The 15,343-nt window shown below is 74.3% G+C and carries 13 protein-coding genes; 10 read left to right on the top strand and 3 right to left on the bottom strand.

Features of this window, described 5'->3' with window-relative positions; translation table 11 throughout:
- Positions 1-108: 108 nt before the first annotated feature.
- Positions 109-714 carry a dTDP-4-dehydrorhamnose 3,5-epimerase gene (gene rfbC / locus ACH4TG_RS24875; protein WP_398244761.1) on the bottom strand — a complete coding sequence of 202 codons (606 nt, stop codon included), beginning with the start codon at positions 712-714 and terminating at the stop codon, positions 109-111.
- 137 nt (positions 715-851) lie between these two features.
- On the opposite strand from rfbC, the gene ACH4TG_RS24880 reads away from it, so the two are divergent.
- The 10 genes from ACH4TG_RS24880 to ACH4TG_RS24925 all read left to right on the top strand — a co-directional run bounded on the left by ACH4TG_RS24880 (position 852) and on the right by ACH4TG_RS24925 (position 12,243).
- Complete coding sequence (locus ACH4TG_RS24880) at positions 852-1,499, top strand: acyltransferase (RefSeq protein ID WP_398244685.1); 648 nt, start codon at positions 852-854, stop codon at positions 1,497-1,499.
- Positions 1,500-1,973: 474 nt separating this feature from the next.
- Positions 1,974-3,194, top strand: a complete 1,221-nt coding sequence (locus ACH4TG_RS24885; RefSeq protein ID WP_398244686.1) for a hypothetical protein — start codon at positions 1,974-1,976, stop codon at positions 3,192-3,194.
- A complete protein-coding gene (locus tag ACH4TG_RS24890) occupies positions 3,191-3,961 on the top strand; it encodes a WecB/TagA/CpsF family glycosyltransferase (protein WP_398244687.1) in 771 nt (256 codons plus the stop codon). The genes ACH4TG_RS24885 and ACH4TG_RS24890 overlap by 4 nt, the downstream gene beginning before the upstream one ends.
- Positions 3,961-5,217 carry a nucleotide sugar dehydrogenase gene (locus tag ACH4TG_RS24895; protein ID WP_398244688.1) on the top strand — a complete coding sequence of 419 codons (1,257 nt, stop codon included), beginning with the start codon at positions 3,961-3,963 and terminating at the stop codon, positions 5,215-5,217. Before ACH4TG_RS24890 ends, ACH4TG_RS24895 begins: the two co-directional genes overlap by 1 nt.
- 3 nt (positions 5,218-5,220) lie before the next feature.
- Positions 5,221-6,363: a non-hydrolyzing UDP-N-acetylglucosamine 2-epimerase gene (gene wecB / locus ACH4TG_RS24900; protein WP_398244689.1), complete on the top strand. Its 1,143-nt coding sequence runs from the start codon at positions 5,221-5,223 to the stop codon at positions 6,361-6,363.
- A gap of 110 nt (positions 6,364-6,473) precedes the next feature.
- A complete protein-coding gene (locus tag ACH4TG_RS24905; RefSeq protein ID WP_398244690.1) occupies positions 6,474-7,463 on the top strand; it encodes a chain length determinant protein in 990 nt (329 codons plus the stop codon).
- Between the two features lie 235 nt (positions 7,464-7,698).
- Positions 7,699-9,447: a lipopolysaccharide biosynthesis protein gene (locus ACH4TG_RS24910; protein ID WP_398244691.1), complete on the top strand. Its 1,749-nt coding sequence runs from the start codon at positions 7,699-7,701 to the stop codon at positions 9,445-9,447.
- 5 nt (positions 9,448-9,452) lie between these two features.
- Positions 9,453-10,643, top strand: a complete 1,191-nt coding sequence (locus ACH4TG_RS24915; protein ID WP_398244692.1) for a hypothetical protein — start codon at positions 9,453-9,455, stop codon at positions 10,641-10,643.
- Entirely contained in the window at positions 10,640-11,476 is an 837-nt protein-coding gene (locus ACH4TG_RS24920; protein ID WP_398244694.1) for a glycosyltransferase family 2 protein, read from the top strand. The genes ACH4TG_RS24915 and ACH4TG_RS24920 overlap by 4 nt, the downstream gene beginning before the upstream one ends.
- A gap of 74 nt (positions 11,477-11,550) precedes the next feature.
- A complete protein-coding gene (locus tag ACH4TG_RS24925; protein ID WP_398244695.1) occupies positions 11,551-12,243 on the top strand; it encodes a class I SAM-dependent methyltransferase in 693 nt (230 codons plus the stop codon).
- Here ACH4TG_RS24925 and ACH4TG_RS24930 read toward each other — a convergent pair.
- Both ACH4TG_RS24930 and ACH4TG_RS24935 read right to left on the bottom strand, forming a co-directional pair.
- Positions 12,176-13,153, bottom strand: coding sequence for a glycosyltransferase (locus ACH4TG_RS24930; RefSeq protein ID WP_398244696.1), 978 nt, complete (start codon positions 13,151-13,153; stop codon positions 12,176-12,178). The genes ACH4TG_RS24925 and ACH4TG_RS24930 overlap by 68 nt on opposite strands.
- Positions 13,153-15,249 (bottom strand): O-antigen ligase family protein, encoded by a 2,097-nt coding sequence (locus ACH4TG_RS24935; protein WP_398244697.1) that lies wholly within the window; start codon positions 15,247-15,249, stop codon positions 13,153-13,155. The genes ACH4TG_RS24930 and ACH4TG_RS24935 overlap by 1 nt, the downstream gene beginning before the upstream one ends.
- Positions 15,250-15,343 lie beyond the last annotated feature (94 nt).

The following is a 15,343-nucleotide window of genomic DNA, read 5'->3' on the forward strand; positions in this document are numbered from 1 at the left end:
GGCCTGTCTGCCGGCCCGCCACCGACGGACCGCGCCGGCCGCCCGGACCGCGGGCGGCCGCACCTGCGCTGCCCCCGCCCGCCTCACCCTGCGCTGCCCCCGCCCGCCTCACCCCGCCCTGCCCCCGCCGGCCTCGCCGTACAGCGCCAGGCAGTCCTCGTACGCGGGCAGCAGCCCCCGCTCCTTCGCCTGGGCGAGCGTCGGCGCCTGCGCGTCCTTGTCCGACAGCAGCCGCCGGTAGCCGCCCGGCCAGCGGATGCCGAGCTCCGGGTCGAGCGGGTGGATCGCGTGCTCGCGGGCCGGGGCGTACCCCTCGGAGCACACATAGACCACCGTCGCGTCGTCCGTCAGCGCCATGAAGGCGTGCCCGAGGCCCTCGGAGACGAAGACCGACGCGTGGTCGACGTCGTCCAGCCGCACCCCCTCCCAGGTGCCGAAGGTGGGGGAGCCGACCCGGATGTCCACCACCACGTCCAGTACCGCACCGCGTACGCAGCTGACGTACTTCGCCTGGCCCGGAGGTACGTCCGCGAAGTGGACGCCGCGCACGGTCCCGCGTACGGACACCGAGTAGTTCGCCTGCGCCAGGCGCAGCGAGCGGCCCGTCGCGGTGGCGAACTCGTCCTCGCGGAACCACTCGTGGAATGCGCCCCGGGCATCGGTGAAGACCTTCGGTTCGTGCACCCAGGTCCCCGCAATGCCGAGCTGCCTCATGCCCATCACGCCCTCAGTGTCGTGAGCAACCGCCCGGCACTCGCCGGCAACGTCCCATTGTGTCCGGGCGGAACCTGCGCCATGCGCGGATCACCCGGTTGTGCCCGAACGTGCCCGCGCTCGCCCGGAACGCCCCTATGCTCACCGCACACAAGCGGGGCGTTCTGGGGGGGAAGGTCAGCGGCGTGACGGTAAGCATCCAGCCCACCGCACAGGTGGACGGCACGGCGGAACTCGGCGACGGCACCACCGTGTGGGACCTGGCGCAGATCCGCGAGCAGGCGCGGCTCGGCCGCGGCTGCATCATCGGCCGCGGCGCCTACGTGGGGCCGGGCGTGCGCATCGGCGACCAGGTGAAGCTGCAGAACCACGCGCTGGTGTACGAGCCGGCCGAACTCGCCGACGGGGTGTTCGTCGGCCCGGCCGCCGTGCTCACCAACGACCACTTCCCGCGCTCGGTCGACCCCGAGGGGCGGCTCAAGCGCGGCGGCGACTGGCAGCCGGTCGCGGTACGGGTCGGCGAGGGGGCGTCGCTGGGTGCCCGCTCGGTGTGCGTGGCGCCGGTCGTCGTGGGCCGCTGGGCGCTGGTCGCGGCCGGCGCCGTGGTCACCCGCGACGTGCCGGACTTCGCCCTGGTGGCCGGCGTCCCGGCCCGGCGGATCGGCTGGGTCGGGCGGGCCGGCGAGCGGCTCGCCGAGGTGGAAGGGGAACCCGGGGTGTGGCGCTGCCCGCGCACCGGGGCGCTGCACGACGAGAAGGACGGCGTGCTGTTCGAGCGCCCGTGACCGCCGGCGGCGCGGCCGTCCGGCCGCTCGCGCACCGTCGTGCGCGCCCCGGAGCGGAACCCGGCGTGAACCCGCAACGGCGTCTTCCGGCGTTTTTCGGAAAAGCCTGAAACGGCGGACATCCCTCGGCATATCGTGTTCCTCACGTTGCGGGCCGGACATGGCGAACTGCCCTGTCCGGTGGGGGGTTTCAGTGATCGGAGACGGCAACGGCGGTCTGCGGGACGCGGCGGTGGGACGCCGCGGAGCGCGGCGCCGGGGCCGTACCCGTGTCCGGACGAGGACCGGACCGCCGCGAGGCCGATCGGTAACTGCCAGGGGGGCTGGTGTGCCGTATGCGCAGGACCGGGCGTGTCGACCGCGCGCCGCAGGACCGCGTTCCGCTGCCCGGCACCGCGCGCCCGGCTGACCGCCGGGCCCGTCGCGGCCGGTACGCACGCAGCACGGCCTGCCCATGATCATTGTGAGGGGACGATGACCACGACACGTCTCGCTGCGCTCGCCGGCGAGGATCCACCACTCCACGCACTGGCCGAACGGCTGCTGGCCGTGGCCGAGTCGGGCCTGCCGGCGATGTACCGGGCCGACCGGGACACCTTCGCGTTCACCCGGGCCGCACGCACCGCATCCGGCGGGCGGCCCGCCGGATCCGCCTGGCAAATGGAGAACCGCGGCACCAGCCTGCGGTACGCGGCGATCACCGTGCTCGGCGCCCGGCTGCTGCCCACCGAACGGCAGCGGGCGGTGCTCGGCGGCCACACTGCCGGGGAGTTCACCGGGCTGCTCGTCCGGCGGCTGCCCGAGGTGACCAACCTCGGGGACGCCGCGCTCGTCGCCTGGGCGGCGGCCGAGACCGGCCACCCCTCGCTCGCCGGCGCGCTCGACCGGGTCGCCGCCCTCGACGCGGGCGGCGGGCCCCGCTACACCGTCGAGGCGGCCTGGGTGCTGTCCGCGCTGGCCGCCGCCCGCGCCACCGCCGACGTCGAGCGGCCGCTGGCCGCCGCCCGCGACCGGCTGCTGCGCTCCCGCACGGGCGCCGGCCCGCTGTTCCCGCACGCCACCGGTCCCGGGCTCGTGCCCTGGTACCGGGCGCACATCAGCTGCTTCGCCGACCAGACCTACCCGCTGCAGGCCCTGGCCCGGCTGCACGCCGCCGGGCACGACCCGGAGGCGCTCGCCGCCGCCGACGCCTGCGCCGCCCGCATCTGCGCGCTGCAGGGCGAGGCGGGGCAGTGGTGGTGGCACTACGACGCCAGGACCGGCTCCGTCGTCGAGGGCTACCCCGTGTACAGCGTGCACCAGCACGCCATGGCGCCCACCGCGCTGTTCGACCTCGCCGACGCCGGCGGCACCGACTTCGGCGCTGCGGTCCGCCGGGGCCTGTCCTGGATGGCGGAACCGCCGGAACTGGCCGCGGCCGGCCGGCCGGAGCCGCTGATCCTCGACGAGGCCGGCGTCACCTGGCGCAAGGTGTACCGGGGCGATCCCGCCAAGGCCGTGCGCGCCGCGCGCGGCCTGGCCACCCGCCCGCTGCCCGGCGCCCGGCTGGGCGTCCTCGACCGCGTCTACCGGCCCACCGCCGTCGACCGCGAGTGCCGCCCCTACGAGTTCGGCTGGATGCTGCACGCCTGGCTCGCGCCGCAGGGCGCGCGCCGGCCGCAGACCTCCGCCGCCGGGCCGGAGGCGCGCCGATGAGCGGCAGACGCACCCTGTTCGGGGTCGGGATCGACCCCCTGACGATGGACCAGACGGTGCAGCGGTGCCTGGACGCCGTCCGCGATGGGCGGCCCCTGGAGGTCGGCGTCGTCAACGCCGCCAAGCTCGTCACCATGCGTCGCGACCCGCGCCTGCGCGCCGCCGTGGCCGGCTGCGACCTCGTGGTGGCCGATGGCCAGGCCGTGGTGTGGGCGGCGCGCCTGCTGCGCTCCCCGCTGCCCGAACGCGTCGCCGGTATCGACCTGTTCATGCGCCTGCTGGCCGCCGCCGAGCAACACGGCTACTCCGTCTACTTCCTGGGCGCCACCGAGGACGTGCTGCGCCGGATGAACCGCCAGGTCGCCCTGCGGTTCCCGGGGTTGAAGGTCGCCGGCTCCCGCAACGGCTACTTCGACGACGCCGAGCAGCCGGAGATCGCCGACGCCGTGCGGGCCGGCGGCGCCCAACTGCTGTTCCTGGGGATGACGTCGCCGAAGAAGGAGATCTTCACCGCCGCCTACGGCCGGCGCACCGGCGTCCACGTCGTGCACGGCGTCGGCGGCTCGTTCGACATCCTCGCCGGCGTCACCCGCCGCGCGCCCCTGGCCTGGCAGCGCCTCGGCCTGGAATGGCTCTACCGGCTGCTGCAGGAGCCGCGCCGGCTCGCCCGCCGCTACCTCACCACCAATGCGGCCTTCGTGGCGATGACCGCCCGCGAACTGGTCCGCCGCACCCCCGCAGCCCCTTCCGTGAACAGGAGTCACTGATGCGCGTCGTCGTGGTCGGACAGGGCTACGTCGGGCTGCCGCTGGCGATCCGCGCAGCCGAGGTGGGGCACGAGGTCATCGGGTACGACGTCGACGCCCGGCGGATCAAGAGCCTGGCGTCCGGCGTCTCCTTCGTCGAGGACGTCTCCTCCGAGCGGGTCGTCGCCGCGCTGGACAACGGCACCTACCGCGCCAGCGACGCGGCGCGCGACTGCGGCGGCTTCGACGTCGCCGTGGTGACCGTGCCCACGCCGCTGCGCGAGGGCGTCCCCGACCTGCGCTACATCGAGGAGTCGGCGCGGACCCTCGCCCGCTACCTGCGCCCGGGCGCCACCGTGGTGCTGGAGTCCACCACGTATCCCGGCACCACCCAGGAACTGTTCGCGCCGCTGCTGGAGGACGGCTCGGGGCTGACCGCGGGCGCCGACTTCCACCTCGGCTACAGCCCCGAGCGCATCGACCCGGGCAACCGGGTGTGGGGCTTCCAGCAGACGCCGAAGGTTGTCTCCGGCGTCGACGCCGCCTCGCTGAAGGCCGTGCAGGACTTCTACGGCGGGCTGGTCGACACCACCGTGCCGGTCGACTCCCCGAAGGAGGCCGAACTCGCCAAGCTGCTGGAGAACACCTTCCGGCACGTCAACATCGCGCTGGTCAACGAGATCGCGATGTTCGCCCGCCATCTGGACATCGACGTGTGGCAGGCCATCGACGCCGCCGCCAGCAAGCCGTTCGGGTTCATGAAGTTCACCCCGGGCCCCGGCGTCGGCGGCCACTGCCTGCCCATCGACCCGTCGTACCTGTCCTGGCGCGTGCAGCGCGAACTCGGCCAGAGCTTCCGGTTCGTGGAGCTGGCCAACGACATCAACGGGCACATGCCCGAGTACGTCACCCGCCGCATCATCGACGCCTTCAACCGGCGCCGCCGCGCGGTCAACGGCTCCCGGGTGCTGCTGCTCGGCCTGGCCTACAAGCAGAACACCGGCGACGCCCGGGAGTCGCCGTCGCTGCGCATCTCCCGCCTGCTGCTCGACATGGGCGCCAAGGTACGGGCCGCCGACCCGCACGTGGTGGAGACCGCGGCGGTCGACCCGCGACTGGTCCGGGTGGAGCTGACCCGCAAGGAACTCGCCCACGCCGACGTGGTGGTGCTGCTCACCGACCACGACGCCTTCGACTACGAACAGATCACCGAGAACGCCTCGTTCGTCCTCGACTGCCGGCGGCGGCTGTCGGGACCCACCGTGGAGGTGCTCTGACCCGTGGCCGCCACCCAGGAGGAACCCGCGATGCGGATCGTGTGCGTCGCCGGCGCCCGCCCCAACTACATGAAGATCAAACCGGTGATGGACGCGCTGGAGCGGCGCGGCGCCGAGGTCCTGCTCGTCCACACCGGGCAGCACTACGACGAGGCGATGAACGGCGTCTTCTTCCGGGACCTCGGCATCCGGCCGCCCGACCGGTTCCTCGGCGTCGGCTCGGGCACGCACGCCGAGCAGACCGGCCGGGTCATGGCGGCGTTCGAGCCGCTGCTCGCCGAACTCCGGCCGGACGCGGTGGTCGTCGTGGGCGACATCAACTCCACGCTCGCCTGCGCCCTGGTGACCGCCAAGGCGGGCCCGCTGCTCGCCCACGTCGAGGCCGGGCTGCGCAGCCGCGACTGGACCATGCCCGAAGAGGTCAACCGCGTCGTCACCGACCGGGTCAGCGACTACCTGCTGGCCCCGTCGGCCGACGCGGCGGACCATCTGCGCGCCGAGGGCTACCGCGAGGACCAGATCCACGTCGTCGGCAACGTCATGATCGACACCCTGCTGGCCAACCTGGAGCGGGCGCGGCGCGGCGACGCGCTGCGGCAACTCGGCCTGACAGCGGGGGAGTACGGCCTGGTGACCCTGCACCGGCCCGCCAACGTGGACGACCCCGAGATGCTCGCCGGCCTGCTCAAGGCGCTCGGCGAGGTCGCCGGCCGCTGCCCGCTGGTGCTGCCGGTCCACCCGCGCGCCGCGGGACGGCTGGCCGACCTCGGGGTGCCCGGCGGCCTGCGGCTGATCCCGCCGGCCGGCTACCTCGACTTCATCGCGCTCCAGGACTCGGCCCGGATCGTCCTCACCGACTCCGGCGGGGTGCAGGAGGAGACCACCGCGCTCGGCGTGCCGTGCGTGACGCTGCGGGACAACACCGAGCGGCCCGTCACCGTCGAGCAGGGCACCAACGTGCTGGCCGGGCGGGACCCGGAGCAGATCGTCGCCACCGTCCACGCCGTGCTCGACGACCCGCCCGCGCCGCGCCGCCCGGACCTGTGGGACGGCCGCGCGGGGGAGCGGATCGCCGAGGTCCTGCTGGACCGGGACGGCGCGGCCGGCCGGCCCCGGCCCACCGACCTTCCGCGGCGCGGGAGATGAGGCGTCCGGGCCGGGCGGGCAGGCGGGCCCCGCGGGTCGAAACGACCCTCGTCCGGGCATGGCACGCCATATGCTGATCGCGCGTCACGGAGACGCCAGGGGGGTTGTGAATGGATCTCGCGGAGATCGCCCGCGTCATGCGCCGGCGATGGTATGTGCTGCTGCCCGGCGTGCTGCTCACCGTGGCGCTCACCGCCGGCGCGTACCTGAAGGTGCCGGTGACCTACACGTCGCAGAGCACCGTGGTGCTGCTCAACTCGCAGAAGGCCACGAAGGCGTTCGACGGGAACCCGTTCCTCAGCAGCCAGATCTCCCTCAACGGCATGGCCGACAGCCTCGCCCGCAACCTCAACTCCGATGCCGCCGTCGCCCACCTCAAGGCCCAGGGCGCGACCGCCGCGACCACGGCCAAGCTGGCCGACAACGCGGTGGGCCCGCTGCTGTGGCTCACCGCGAGCGGCACCGACAAGAGGGCCGTCCTGGCCGCCGACAAGCTGTTCACGGCCTACGCCGCCGAACGCCTGGAGCAGTTCCAGACGCAGCAGTCCGTCACGTCCCAGGCGATGATCCGGATGGCCACCATCGTGCCGCCGCAGAACCCGGTCGCGCAGACCAAGACCCGCTACGAGTACCTGGCGCTGGCCGCCGTGGCCGGCGTCGTGGTCAGCCTGGTCGCCACCTTCTACGTGGAGGCCCGGCGCAGGACTCCGGCCACCGAGGGGGCGGGCCGGGAACCGGACGCGGCGGTGCCGGACGGGGGGCAGGACGAGGACGGCGAGGCGGGCCGGGCCACCGGGAAGCACGCCGCGGCGGCCGGACCCGAACGGTCGTCCGCCGCGTTGTCCCGCAAGGCTCCCAGCTGGTCGCTGCCCGGCGGGCTGGACCGCGACGCGCTGGAGGTCGGGGCCCTGCAGCCCGACCCTCCGGACGACCCGTCGGACCCCGGCGCCCCGGGAACGGCCCTCACGTCCGGCGGTCCCGGTGCGTCCGGTGCGTCCGGCAGCGGGGGCACGCACGCGGCGGAGACCACGGGGATGGGCGACGTGACCGGGGTGCACGGCGCTGACGCGGCGGGCACCGACGCCCACCGCTTCGTGTGACCCCGACCTCCTGACTCCGACTCCGTGACCCCGACTCCGTGACCCCGGTTCTGGCCCTGAACCCCTGACCCCGGTCCTGGTCCTGAACCCCTGACCCCGCGAACACGGTGACCTGCGCGCCGGCCACGACCGCGGCCGCCACGACCCCCTGTTCGCCACGACCCCCTTGTCCGCCGTGGACTCCGTGACCACCTGACCCCCGCCTCCCGCGAGCCGCAGGGCAAGGAGCCGTCTCATGAACTGGGCCCGCGCGGCAGAAGATCCGGCAGGCCGGCCCCCCGACCGGGAGGGGGCCGTCCCGCGGCACGACGCGGCCGGCCCGATCCCGGAAGCCGCCGTCCCGCACCCGGAGTCCACCGTCCCGCGGCGGGACGCCGCGATCCTGGGCCGGGACGCCGCCACCGCCCCGCGCCGGGTGCGCAGGGTCCCGTCCTGGGCGATCCAGGACGACGAGGACGCCGAGGTGTTCACCGCGCCCCCCGCAGGAGCCGTGCCCCCGGCGGCCGTCCCCTCCCCGGCCGGGCCGGCGCCCGACGCCGCGCCCGCCGCCCCCTCCCTCGGCCGCAAGGTCCGCTCCGCGGCCCGCTGGAGCCTGATCAACACGGTCGTCATGCGGCTGGGCAACTTCGCCACCGGCATCGCGCTGGCCCGCTTCGCCCTCGGGCCCGCCGCCTGGGGCGTCTACGGCATCGCCCAGACCGTGCTGCTGGTCCTGCTCGCCGCCAACGAACTCGGCGTCGGCCTGGCGATCATCCGCTGGGACGGTGACGCCCGGCGGTTCTCCCCGACGGTCCTGACCCTGAGCACCGCGTCCAGCACCCTGGTGTACGCCGCCCTGTTCTTCTCCGCGCCGGCCGTGGCACGGACCGTCGGCTCGCCGGACGCGGCGTGGGTGCTGCGGGTGATGTGCCTGTGCGTCGTCCTCGACGGCATCGCCCAGGTGCCCGCGGGGTTCCTCACCCGGGAGTTCGCGCAGGGCAGGCGGATGGTCATCGACGCCGCCAACTTCGTGACCAGCACCGGGATCACGCTGCTGCTGGCGTTCGGCGGCATGGGCGCGATGAGCTTCGCCTGGGGGTCGGTCGCGGGCAACGTCGTCGCCCTGACCGGGTTCTGCCTCGCCGCGCCCGGCACCCTGCGCTTCGGCTGGGACCGGGACCAGGCGCGGGCGCTGCTGCGCTTCGGGGTGCCGCTGGCCGGCGCCAGCCTGCTCGCGCTGTGCGTGGTCAACCTGGACACCCTGGTGGTCGGGTCCACCCTCGGCAAGGTCTCGCTCGGCTTCTACGTCCTCGCCTTCAACATCTCCGGCTGGCCGGTGCGGATCATCTCCGAAGCCGCGCGCCGGGTGTCCTTCGCCGGCTTCTCCCGGCTCGCCGGCTCCCCGCGCGGGCTCGCCGAGGGCTTCAGCAGGGCCCTGGGCGTCCTGGTCACCGGAACCGTCCCGCTGTGCGTGCTGCTCGGCGCGCTCGCCGCCCCCATCGTCGAACTCGTCTACGGCAGCACGTGGGTTCCGGCGGCCCGTGCACTGCCGTGGCTGATGGCCCTGGGGCTGATCCGGATCGGCTGCGAACTCGCCTACGACTGCCTGGTGGCGGTCGGCCGGCGGCGCTCGCTGATCGGCGTCCAGGCCCTGTGGCTGGCCGCCCTGCTCCCGGTCCTCGTCGTGGCGGCCCACCTGCACGGCATCGTCGGGGTCGCGCAGGGCCATGTCCTGGTGGCCGGCGGGATCGTTGTCCCGGTGTTCCTGCTCGCCCTGAGCCGGGCCGGCATCAGCGTCCGCTGGATCGCCAGGGCGTGCTCCTGGCCCTTCCTGGGCGGCGCCGTGATGGCCGCGACCGCTCTGCTCCTCGAACGGAGGTTCGGCGACAGCCGGCCCGCGCTCGCCGCGACGGCCGTGGTCGCCCTGGCCGCGTACGCGCTGTGCGTCTGGCCGAGCCGTCAGTTCCTGCGCGGCACCGCGCCCACCGACTCCCTGGCGAGGTAACCCTCATGCCCGCACCCCGAACCCCGGCCCCCGCGACGGGCCCCGATCCGGCCGGCGCCCGGTCCCGCCCGCGCCGCCGGGGCCTCCTGGCGCTCCTCGCCGCCGGGGCCGTGCTGGCCGCGGTCCTGTCCGTGCTGGTGGCCACCCGGTCCGGCGCGGGCGACCCGGCGTCGGGCGGCTGCCCGGTGGAGGCGCTCACCTGCGCCCCGGGCCAGGCCGACCCGGCCGACTCCCGCTCGCCGAGTGCGAATTCGGGTTCGTCCGCGGCCGGCGACGCCGCCCGCACCTCCGGCATCGAGCGCGGCACGCCCACCGGGAAGCCCGCCCCCGGCCAGGACCCCGCGGCGAGCGGCACCGCGTCCCCGGGCGGCGGCCGCTGCGCCTCCTTCTCCGCCTGCGGCTTCCCCGACGCGCACAGCACCGGTCCACGGCTGTCCCTGACCCCGCACCGCACCGGCGCCATGACCGTCAGGAAGGACGGCACGGTCATCCGCCGCTGGGACATCACCGGGTCCCTGGACATCTACGCCAACGACGTCACCGTCATCGACAGCCGGATCACCTCCGACAACTGGTGGGGCGTCAACCTGCGGTCCGGCTACCACGGCCTGCGCATCCTGCACACCACCATCACCGCGGTGCCCGGCAAGGGTCCCGACAACGGCGGCGTGGACTACGCGGTGTCCAACATGGGGACCAGCTCCATCGAGGTCGGCTGGTGCGACGTCTCGGTCTTCGGCGACGCCCTGTCCATGGGGCAGGGCGACCTGCACGACAACTACGTCCACGACGTCACCCCGTTCCGCAACCTCGGCAGCGAGTGGCAGCACACCAACGCGGTGATCAGCAACGGCGGCGGCTCGGGCGGGCTGACCATCCGGCACAACACCCTGCTCAATCCGACGCCGGTCGACCAGGGCGCCTCCGGCAGCGTCGGCCTGTTCGCCGACACCGGACCGGTCACCAACGTCACCGTGCAGGACAACTGGCTGGCCGGCGGCGCCTACGCGCTCTACGGCGGCGGCCAGGGCGCCACCGGCGTGAAGGTCACCGGGAACATCTTCTCCACCGAGTACCACCCGGGCTCGGGCGGCTACGGTCCCGTCGCCGCCTGGAACGCGGGCGGTTCGGGCAACGTCTGGAGTGACAACCACATGTCCGACGGAAGACCGGTCACCCCGGGGGCGACCTCGTGACCGCGGCCGAGGCGCGCCCGGACCGGGCCGCGCGGGCGGTGCGCACCGCCGCCCGGCTGCCCTGGACGGTGCTCAAGCGGGCGTTCGGCTGGATCGTGCTGTTCGAGCTGCGCAACAAGGTGCTGCTCGCGCCCTCGGGCCTGCGGCTGCGCCGGCTGGTCAACGCCGAGATCGCCCGCATCAGGACGACGCTGCCCGACCTGCCGGAACCGCTGGTGGTCACGGCGATCCCCACCTACCGCCGCCCCGAGGAGCTGCTGGTCGCGGTGCGCTCGGCGCTCGCCCAGACCGTCCGCGACCAGCTGGTGGTCGTGGTCGACGACGGCTCCGGCACCCTGCCGGAGGACCGGCTGCCCGACGACCCGCGGCTGGTCTGCGTCGCCATGGAGCGCAACTCGGGGGACTGCGGCGTCGTCCGCAACGTGGCGATGCGCCTCACCAGGTCGCGCTACGTGGCCTTCCTCGACGACGACAACGTGTGGGCGCCGGACCACCTGGCGACCGCCCTTCAGGTGCTGGAGGCGCCGGACGGCCCGGACGCGGTCTACACCGCGGTCCGCCGGGTGCTGCCCGACGGCTCCGAGCACGACGTGCTGTCCGTGCCGTGGGACCGCCGGCGCATCGCCCGGGAGGCGTTCGTCGACATCAACGCGTTCGTCGCGCGCCGGGTCCCGGGGATGCGCTTCAGCTGGCTGTACCGGCGCAAGGGCGTACTGCCGCGCGAGGACTGGGAGTTCGTCCGCCGGTACTCGCGCGGCCGCACCCTGCGGCACATCCCGCACGTCACGGTCGAGTACCTCGTCAACCCGACCAGCTTCTTCACCCAGTGGTAGGCCCGGCGGCCGCCCGTCCCTCCGTCCAGCCGTGCCCGGCCGAGCCGGGCGCACCGACCCCAGGTGGTTGACCGATGCCCCATACCCGCGCGCTGCGCAACCGTTTCGTCGACGCCCCGGGATCGGTGGGCGAACGCCTGCGGGCGGCCCGCTGGGAGCGCTTCCGGCGGCTGTTCCCCGGCATAGCCGGGATGACCGTGGTGGACCTCGGCGGCACGGCCGACATGTGGCTGCGGGCGCCGGTGCGCCCCCGCCACGTCCACCTGATCAACCTCGAGCCGCACCCGGCGGACCTGCCGGACTGGATCAGCGCGGAGAACGCCGACGTCACCGACCCGGCGGTGGCCGCCGGACTCGGCTCCCACGACCTGGTGTTCTCCAACTCCACCATCGAGCATGTCGGCGGCCACAGCCAGCGCCGCCGGTTCGTGGCCGCGGTGGAGGACCTCGCACCGCTGCACTGGATCCAGACGCCGTACCGGTACTTCCCGGTCGAGCCCCACTTCGTCGCGCCCGGCTTCCAGTTCCTGCCGCTGGCAGCCCGGGCCCGCCTGGTGCGGCACTGGCCGCTGACGCACAGCAGGCCGGGCAGCCCGCAGGAGGGCATGGACGCGGTGATCAACATCGAACTGCTCACCCGCGCCGAGATGCGCTACCTCTTCCCCCGCTCGACGCTGCTCAGCGAGCGGGTGCTCGGCGTCACGAAGTCGCTGACAGCGGTGCGCGCGGAGCGGGACCCGGCGCCCGGCGCAGCTTCGAAGGACTGACCAGCGCGGCGGCCGCGGCCCGGCTCGGCGCCCTCCCCAGCGCCGCCCGCGAGGTCTCGCGCAGCAGCACCGCCGCCCAGAACGCCGCCGTCGCCGCGGCGCCGTGCCGGCGGCGGTGCAGCCGGACCCGGTTGAGCGTCAGCAGCGTCCACAGGAACGGCGATACCCGGGAGTCGCCGCCCAGGTGCACCGCCGCCGCCTGCGGCTGGAGCCGGGTGGCGAACCCCGCGTCGCGGGCCCGCAGGCAGTACTCCGTCTCCTCGGAGTAGAGGAAGAACGACTCGTCCCAGGGGCCGCACGCCTCCAGGCAGTCGCGGGACAGCGCCATCAGCGCGCCCGTCGCCCAGTCCGCGCGGGTCGGGGCGGTGTACGCGGCCGGGTCGGTGACCAGCTCGCTCAGCCGCGGGAAGCGGCCCGCGCGGGTGTTGCCGATCACCGCCTCGCCGAACGCCCGCCCCACGCTGGGCTCGCGGCGCAGTGAGCGGACCACCGAGCCGTCCGCCTCGTGGAGCACGGGCACGCTGATCCCCACCGCGGCACCGTCGGGAAGGGGGGTGCCGAGCGCGTCCACCAGCAGCCGGGCGCAGCCCTCGCGCATCCTGATGTCCGGGTTGCAGACCATCGCCGCGCGGATGCCGCCCTCCCAGGCGGCGGTGGCGCCCAGCGCCGCGTTGACGCCCGCGGCGTACCCGGCGTTGCGGCCGGTCTGGATGACGGTGGCGTCGGGCGCGAGGGAGCGCACCACGTCCACCGTGCCGTCCGCCGAGTCGTTGTCGGCGACCACCAGCCGCCAGTCCAGGCCGGCCATCGCCACGGGCAGCGAGGCGAGGAACTCCGGCAGCACGGCCGCGCTGTTCCAGGTGACGACGAGCACCGCGACCGGCCCTTCGGCCTTCGGGGTCAGGGGCATCAGGACTCCACGAGTTGGGGTGGGTTGGGTCGTGCGGCGGTCCCGTCCGCGGCCGGCGTGCCGGTGTCGGCCTGGTCGGCGTTCCGGGCGGCGTTCCGGTCGGCGGGGGAGTCCGCCGCCGGCCGCGGCGCCGCCGCGTCCCGCCGCAGGAATCCCAGGTAGCTGCCGCCCGCGCCGAGCGTCACGAAGAACATGCCGGCGAACATCGGGAACATCAGTGCGTCGAACGTCGCGCTGATCACCAGCGCGACCACCGCCGAGGCGAAGAACGCCTGCCCCAGCTCGCGGTCCGACTCGGTCCGGGCCAGCCGGCGGATCGCGCCGCCGTGGTGGATCCCGGCCAGGTACAGGGCGAGCAGGGCCACCAGGCCGAGCATCCCCATCTCCGCGAGCGTGAGCATGTACTGGTTGTCGGTGAAGAAGTACAGGTCGGGCGTGAAGGTGCCGAACCCCTGCCCGAACAACGGGTGTTCGCGCAGGTACGGCACGATCGCCGAGTACTTCACGGTGCGCGCCTGGGTGCTGCTGTCGGAGTTCGACAGGAACGTGGAGAACAGGTTGAGGATGGTGCCGATCAGGCCCGGGATGACCACCTTCAGCGCGCCCACCGACACCAGCAGCACCCCGATCGCGCCCCAGCGCCGCTGCGGCTTCCACCGCGGCACCATCACCAGGATCACCAGGAGCGCGCCGATGATCGACGTCCGCGAGACGGTGAGCGGCAGCGCGCCGCCCATCGCCACCACCGGGCCCCAGCGGCGGATCACCCCCGAGTGCCGGCGCACCGGGTCGAACGCCTGCTGCACGGCGAACGGCACCAGGATCGCCAGCATCCCGGCGAACTCCAGGGACTGCGCGGTGGTCGACCGCGGCCTGACGAACGAGCCCCGGTCCAGGGTCCGTACGCCCGCGACGCTGGACTGCAGGCCGGGGAGGTGGATCGAGTCGGCGATGTTGGTCGCGGTGAAGAAGTCCCAGTAGCCGATCGCGGCCACCACGCTGCCCATCACGACCAGGCGCCGCATCAGCGTGTCCAGCCGCTCGCGTTCGTGGATCCCGGCGGTGGTCAGCACCACCAGGGACACCCACACCAGCAGCCCGATCAGGCCGCGGTCCGCGGCCAGCACCTCCTCGTGCGAGGCGGAGCGGGCGCCGTCGGCGATGTAGGCCATCAGCACCGCCGCCGCCAGCAGGCACATCACCAGCCGCGGCCCGCGGGTGCCGGGCGCCGGTGTGACCCGGCCGGTCAGCCAGGACGCGACGTACCAGAGCAGTCCGGTCAGGGCGAAGACGTTCGCCGGGGTGCCCACCCCGCCCAGCGCCGGCAGGTCGAGGTTGGAGGGGATGAAGAACGCCAGCACCATGTACCCGGTCAGCCACGTGGTGGAGTCCAGCGGTCGCCGCAGCAGGCCGGGGCGTCGCGGCCCGCCGTTCCTCCGCGACCTGACGTGCCGCGCCGGGCGGGCCGCCGGGAGGCCCTTGCGGCGGCGCCGGGCCAGCGCGGCGCTCTCGGCCGCGAAGGACAGGAAGAAGCCGCCCGCGGTGCCGGCGATCACCACGGCCGCCACGAGCTGGTAGCGGCTCTTGAGCTTGGTGACCGGCTGCTGCGGCAGCACGATCGGGGTGGCGCTGACGTAGTACTGCGGCGCGATCTTGTCCGCGGCCTGCAGGGCCCGCAACTGCTCGCCGGCGAAGGAGGTGAGCGTGCTCGTCTCCCGCAGCACCTTCGCCCGCTCGGTGCCGGTGACGGCGAGCGACAGCAGCGGGCCCGAGGCGTTCGGCGCGAACCCGACGGTGTAGCGGTCGGTGACGCCCACGTCGTGCAGGGCCTTCGCGGCGTCGCTGGACTGCAGCGTCCTGATCAGCACGTCCGCGGTGACCACCAGCGAACCGCCGGCGTTGGCGATGGGGTTGCCGTACGCCGGCGCGGGCTTGGCCGCGGCCCGCGAGTCCAGCAGCGACACCGAACTCTGCGACTGGTACGACACCGGGACCGCCGCGTACAGGTACCCGCCCGCCAGCAGCCCGGCCAGCAGCAGCGGCAGCATCACGTACCAGCGGCGGCCCAGCACGCCGAGGATCTCACCCAGGCTCACGCGGCCCTCCCCGGGAGTGCGTTGCGGCGTTTTCCGGTGTTTCCGACCGAGGTGACCGATCCGGTGGCGGGGCGCCGCGCGGGCTGCCAGTATC

The sequence above is a fragment of the Streptomyces sp. NPDC020917 genome (assembly GCF_044333795.1).
Taxonomy (GTDB): Bacteria; Actinomycetota; Actinomycetes; order Streptomycetales; family Streptomycetaceae; genus Actinacidiphila.

Excerpts from the sequence above, each read along its gene's own strand:
- ACH4TG_RS24930 (WP_398244696.1), bottom strand. The coding sequence starts at position 13,153 with ATGCCCCTGACCCCGAAGGCCGAAGGGCCGGTCGCGGTGCTCGTCGTC.
- ACH4TG_RS24925 (WP_398244695.1), top strand. The coding sequence starts at position 11,551 with ATGCCCCATACCCGCGCGCTGCGCAACCGTTTCGTCGACGCCCCGGGA.
- ACH4TG_RS24885 (WP_398244686.1), top strand. The coding sequence starts at position 1,974 with ATGACCACGACACGTCTCGCTGCGCTCGCCGGCGAGGATCCACCACTC.
- ACH4TG_RS24905 (WP_398244690.1), top strand. The coding sequence starts at position 6,474 with ATGGATCTCGCGGAGATCGCCCGCGTCATGCGCCGGCGATGGTATGTG.
- ACH4TG_RS24895 (WP_398244688.1), top strand. The coding sequence starts at position 3,961 with ATGCGCGTCGTCGTGGTCGGACAGGGCTACGTCGGGCTGCCGCTGGCG.
- ACH4TG_RS24880 (WP_398244685.1), top strand. The coding sequence starts at position 852 with ATGCTCACCGCACACAAGCGGGGCGTTCTGGGGGGGAAGGTCAGCGGC.
- ACH4TG_RS24910 (WP_398244691.1), top strand. The coding sequence starts at position 7,699 with ATGAACTGGGCCCGCGCGGCAGAAGATCCGGCAGGCCGGCCCCCCGAC.
- rfbC (WP_398244761.1), bottom strand. The coding sequence starts at position 714 with ATGAGGCAGCTCGGCATTGCGGGGACCTGGGTGCACGAACCGAAGGTC.
- ACH4TG_RS24890 (WP_398244687.1), top strand. The coding sequence starts at position 3,191 with ATGAGCGGCAGACGCACCCTGTTCGGGGTCGGGATCGACCCCCTGACG.
- ACH4TG_RS24915 (WP_398244692.1), top strand. The coding sequence starts at position 9,453 with ATGCCCGCACCCCGAACCCCGGCCCCCGCGACGGGCCCCGATCCGGCC.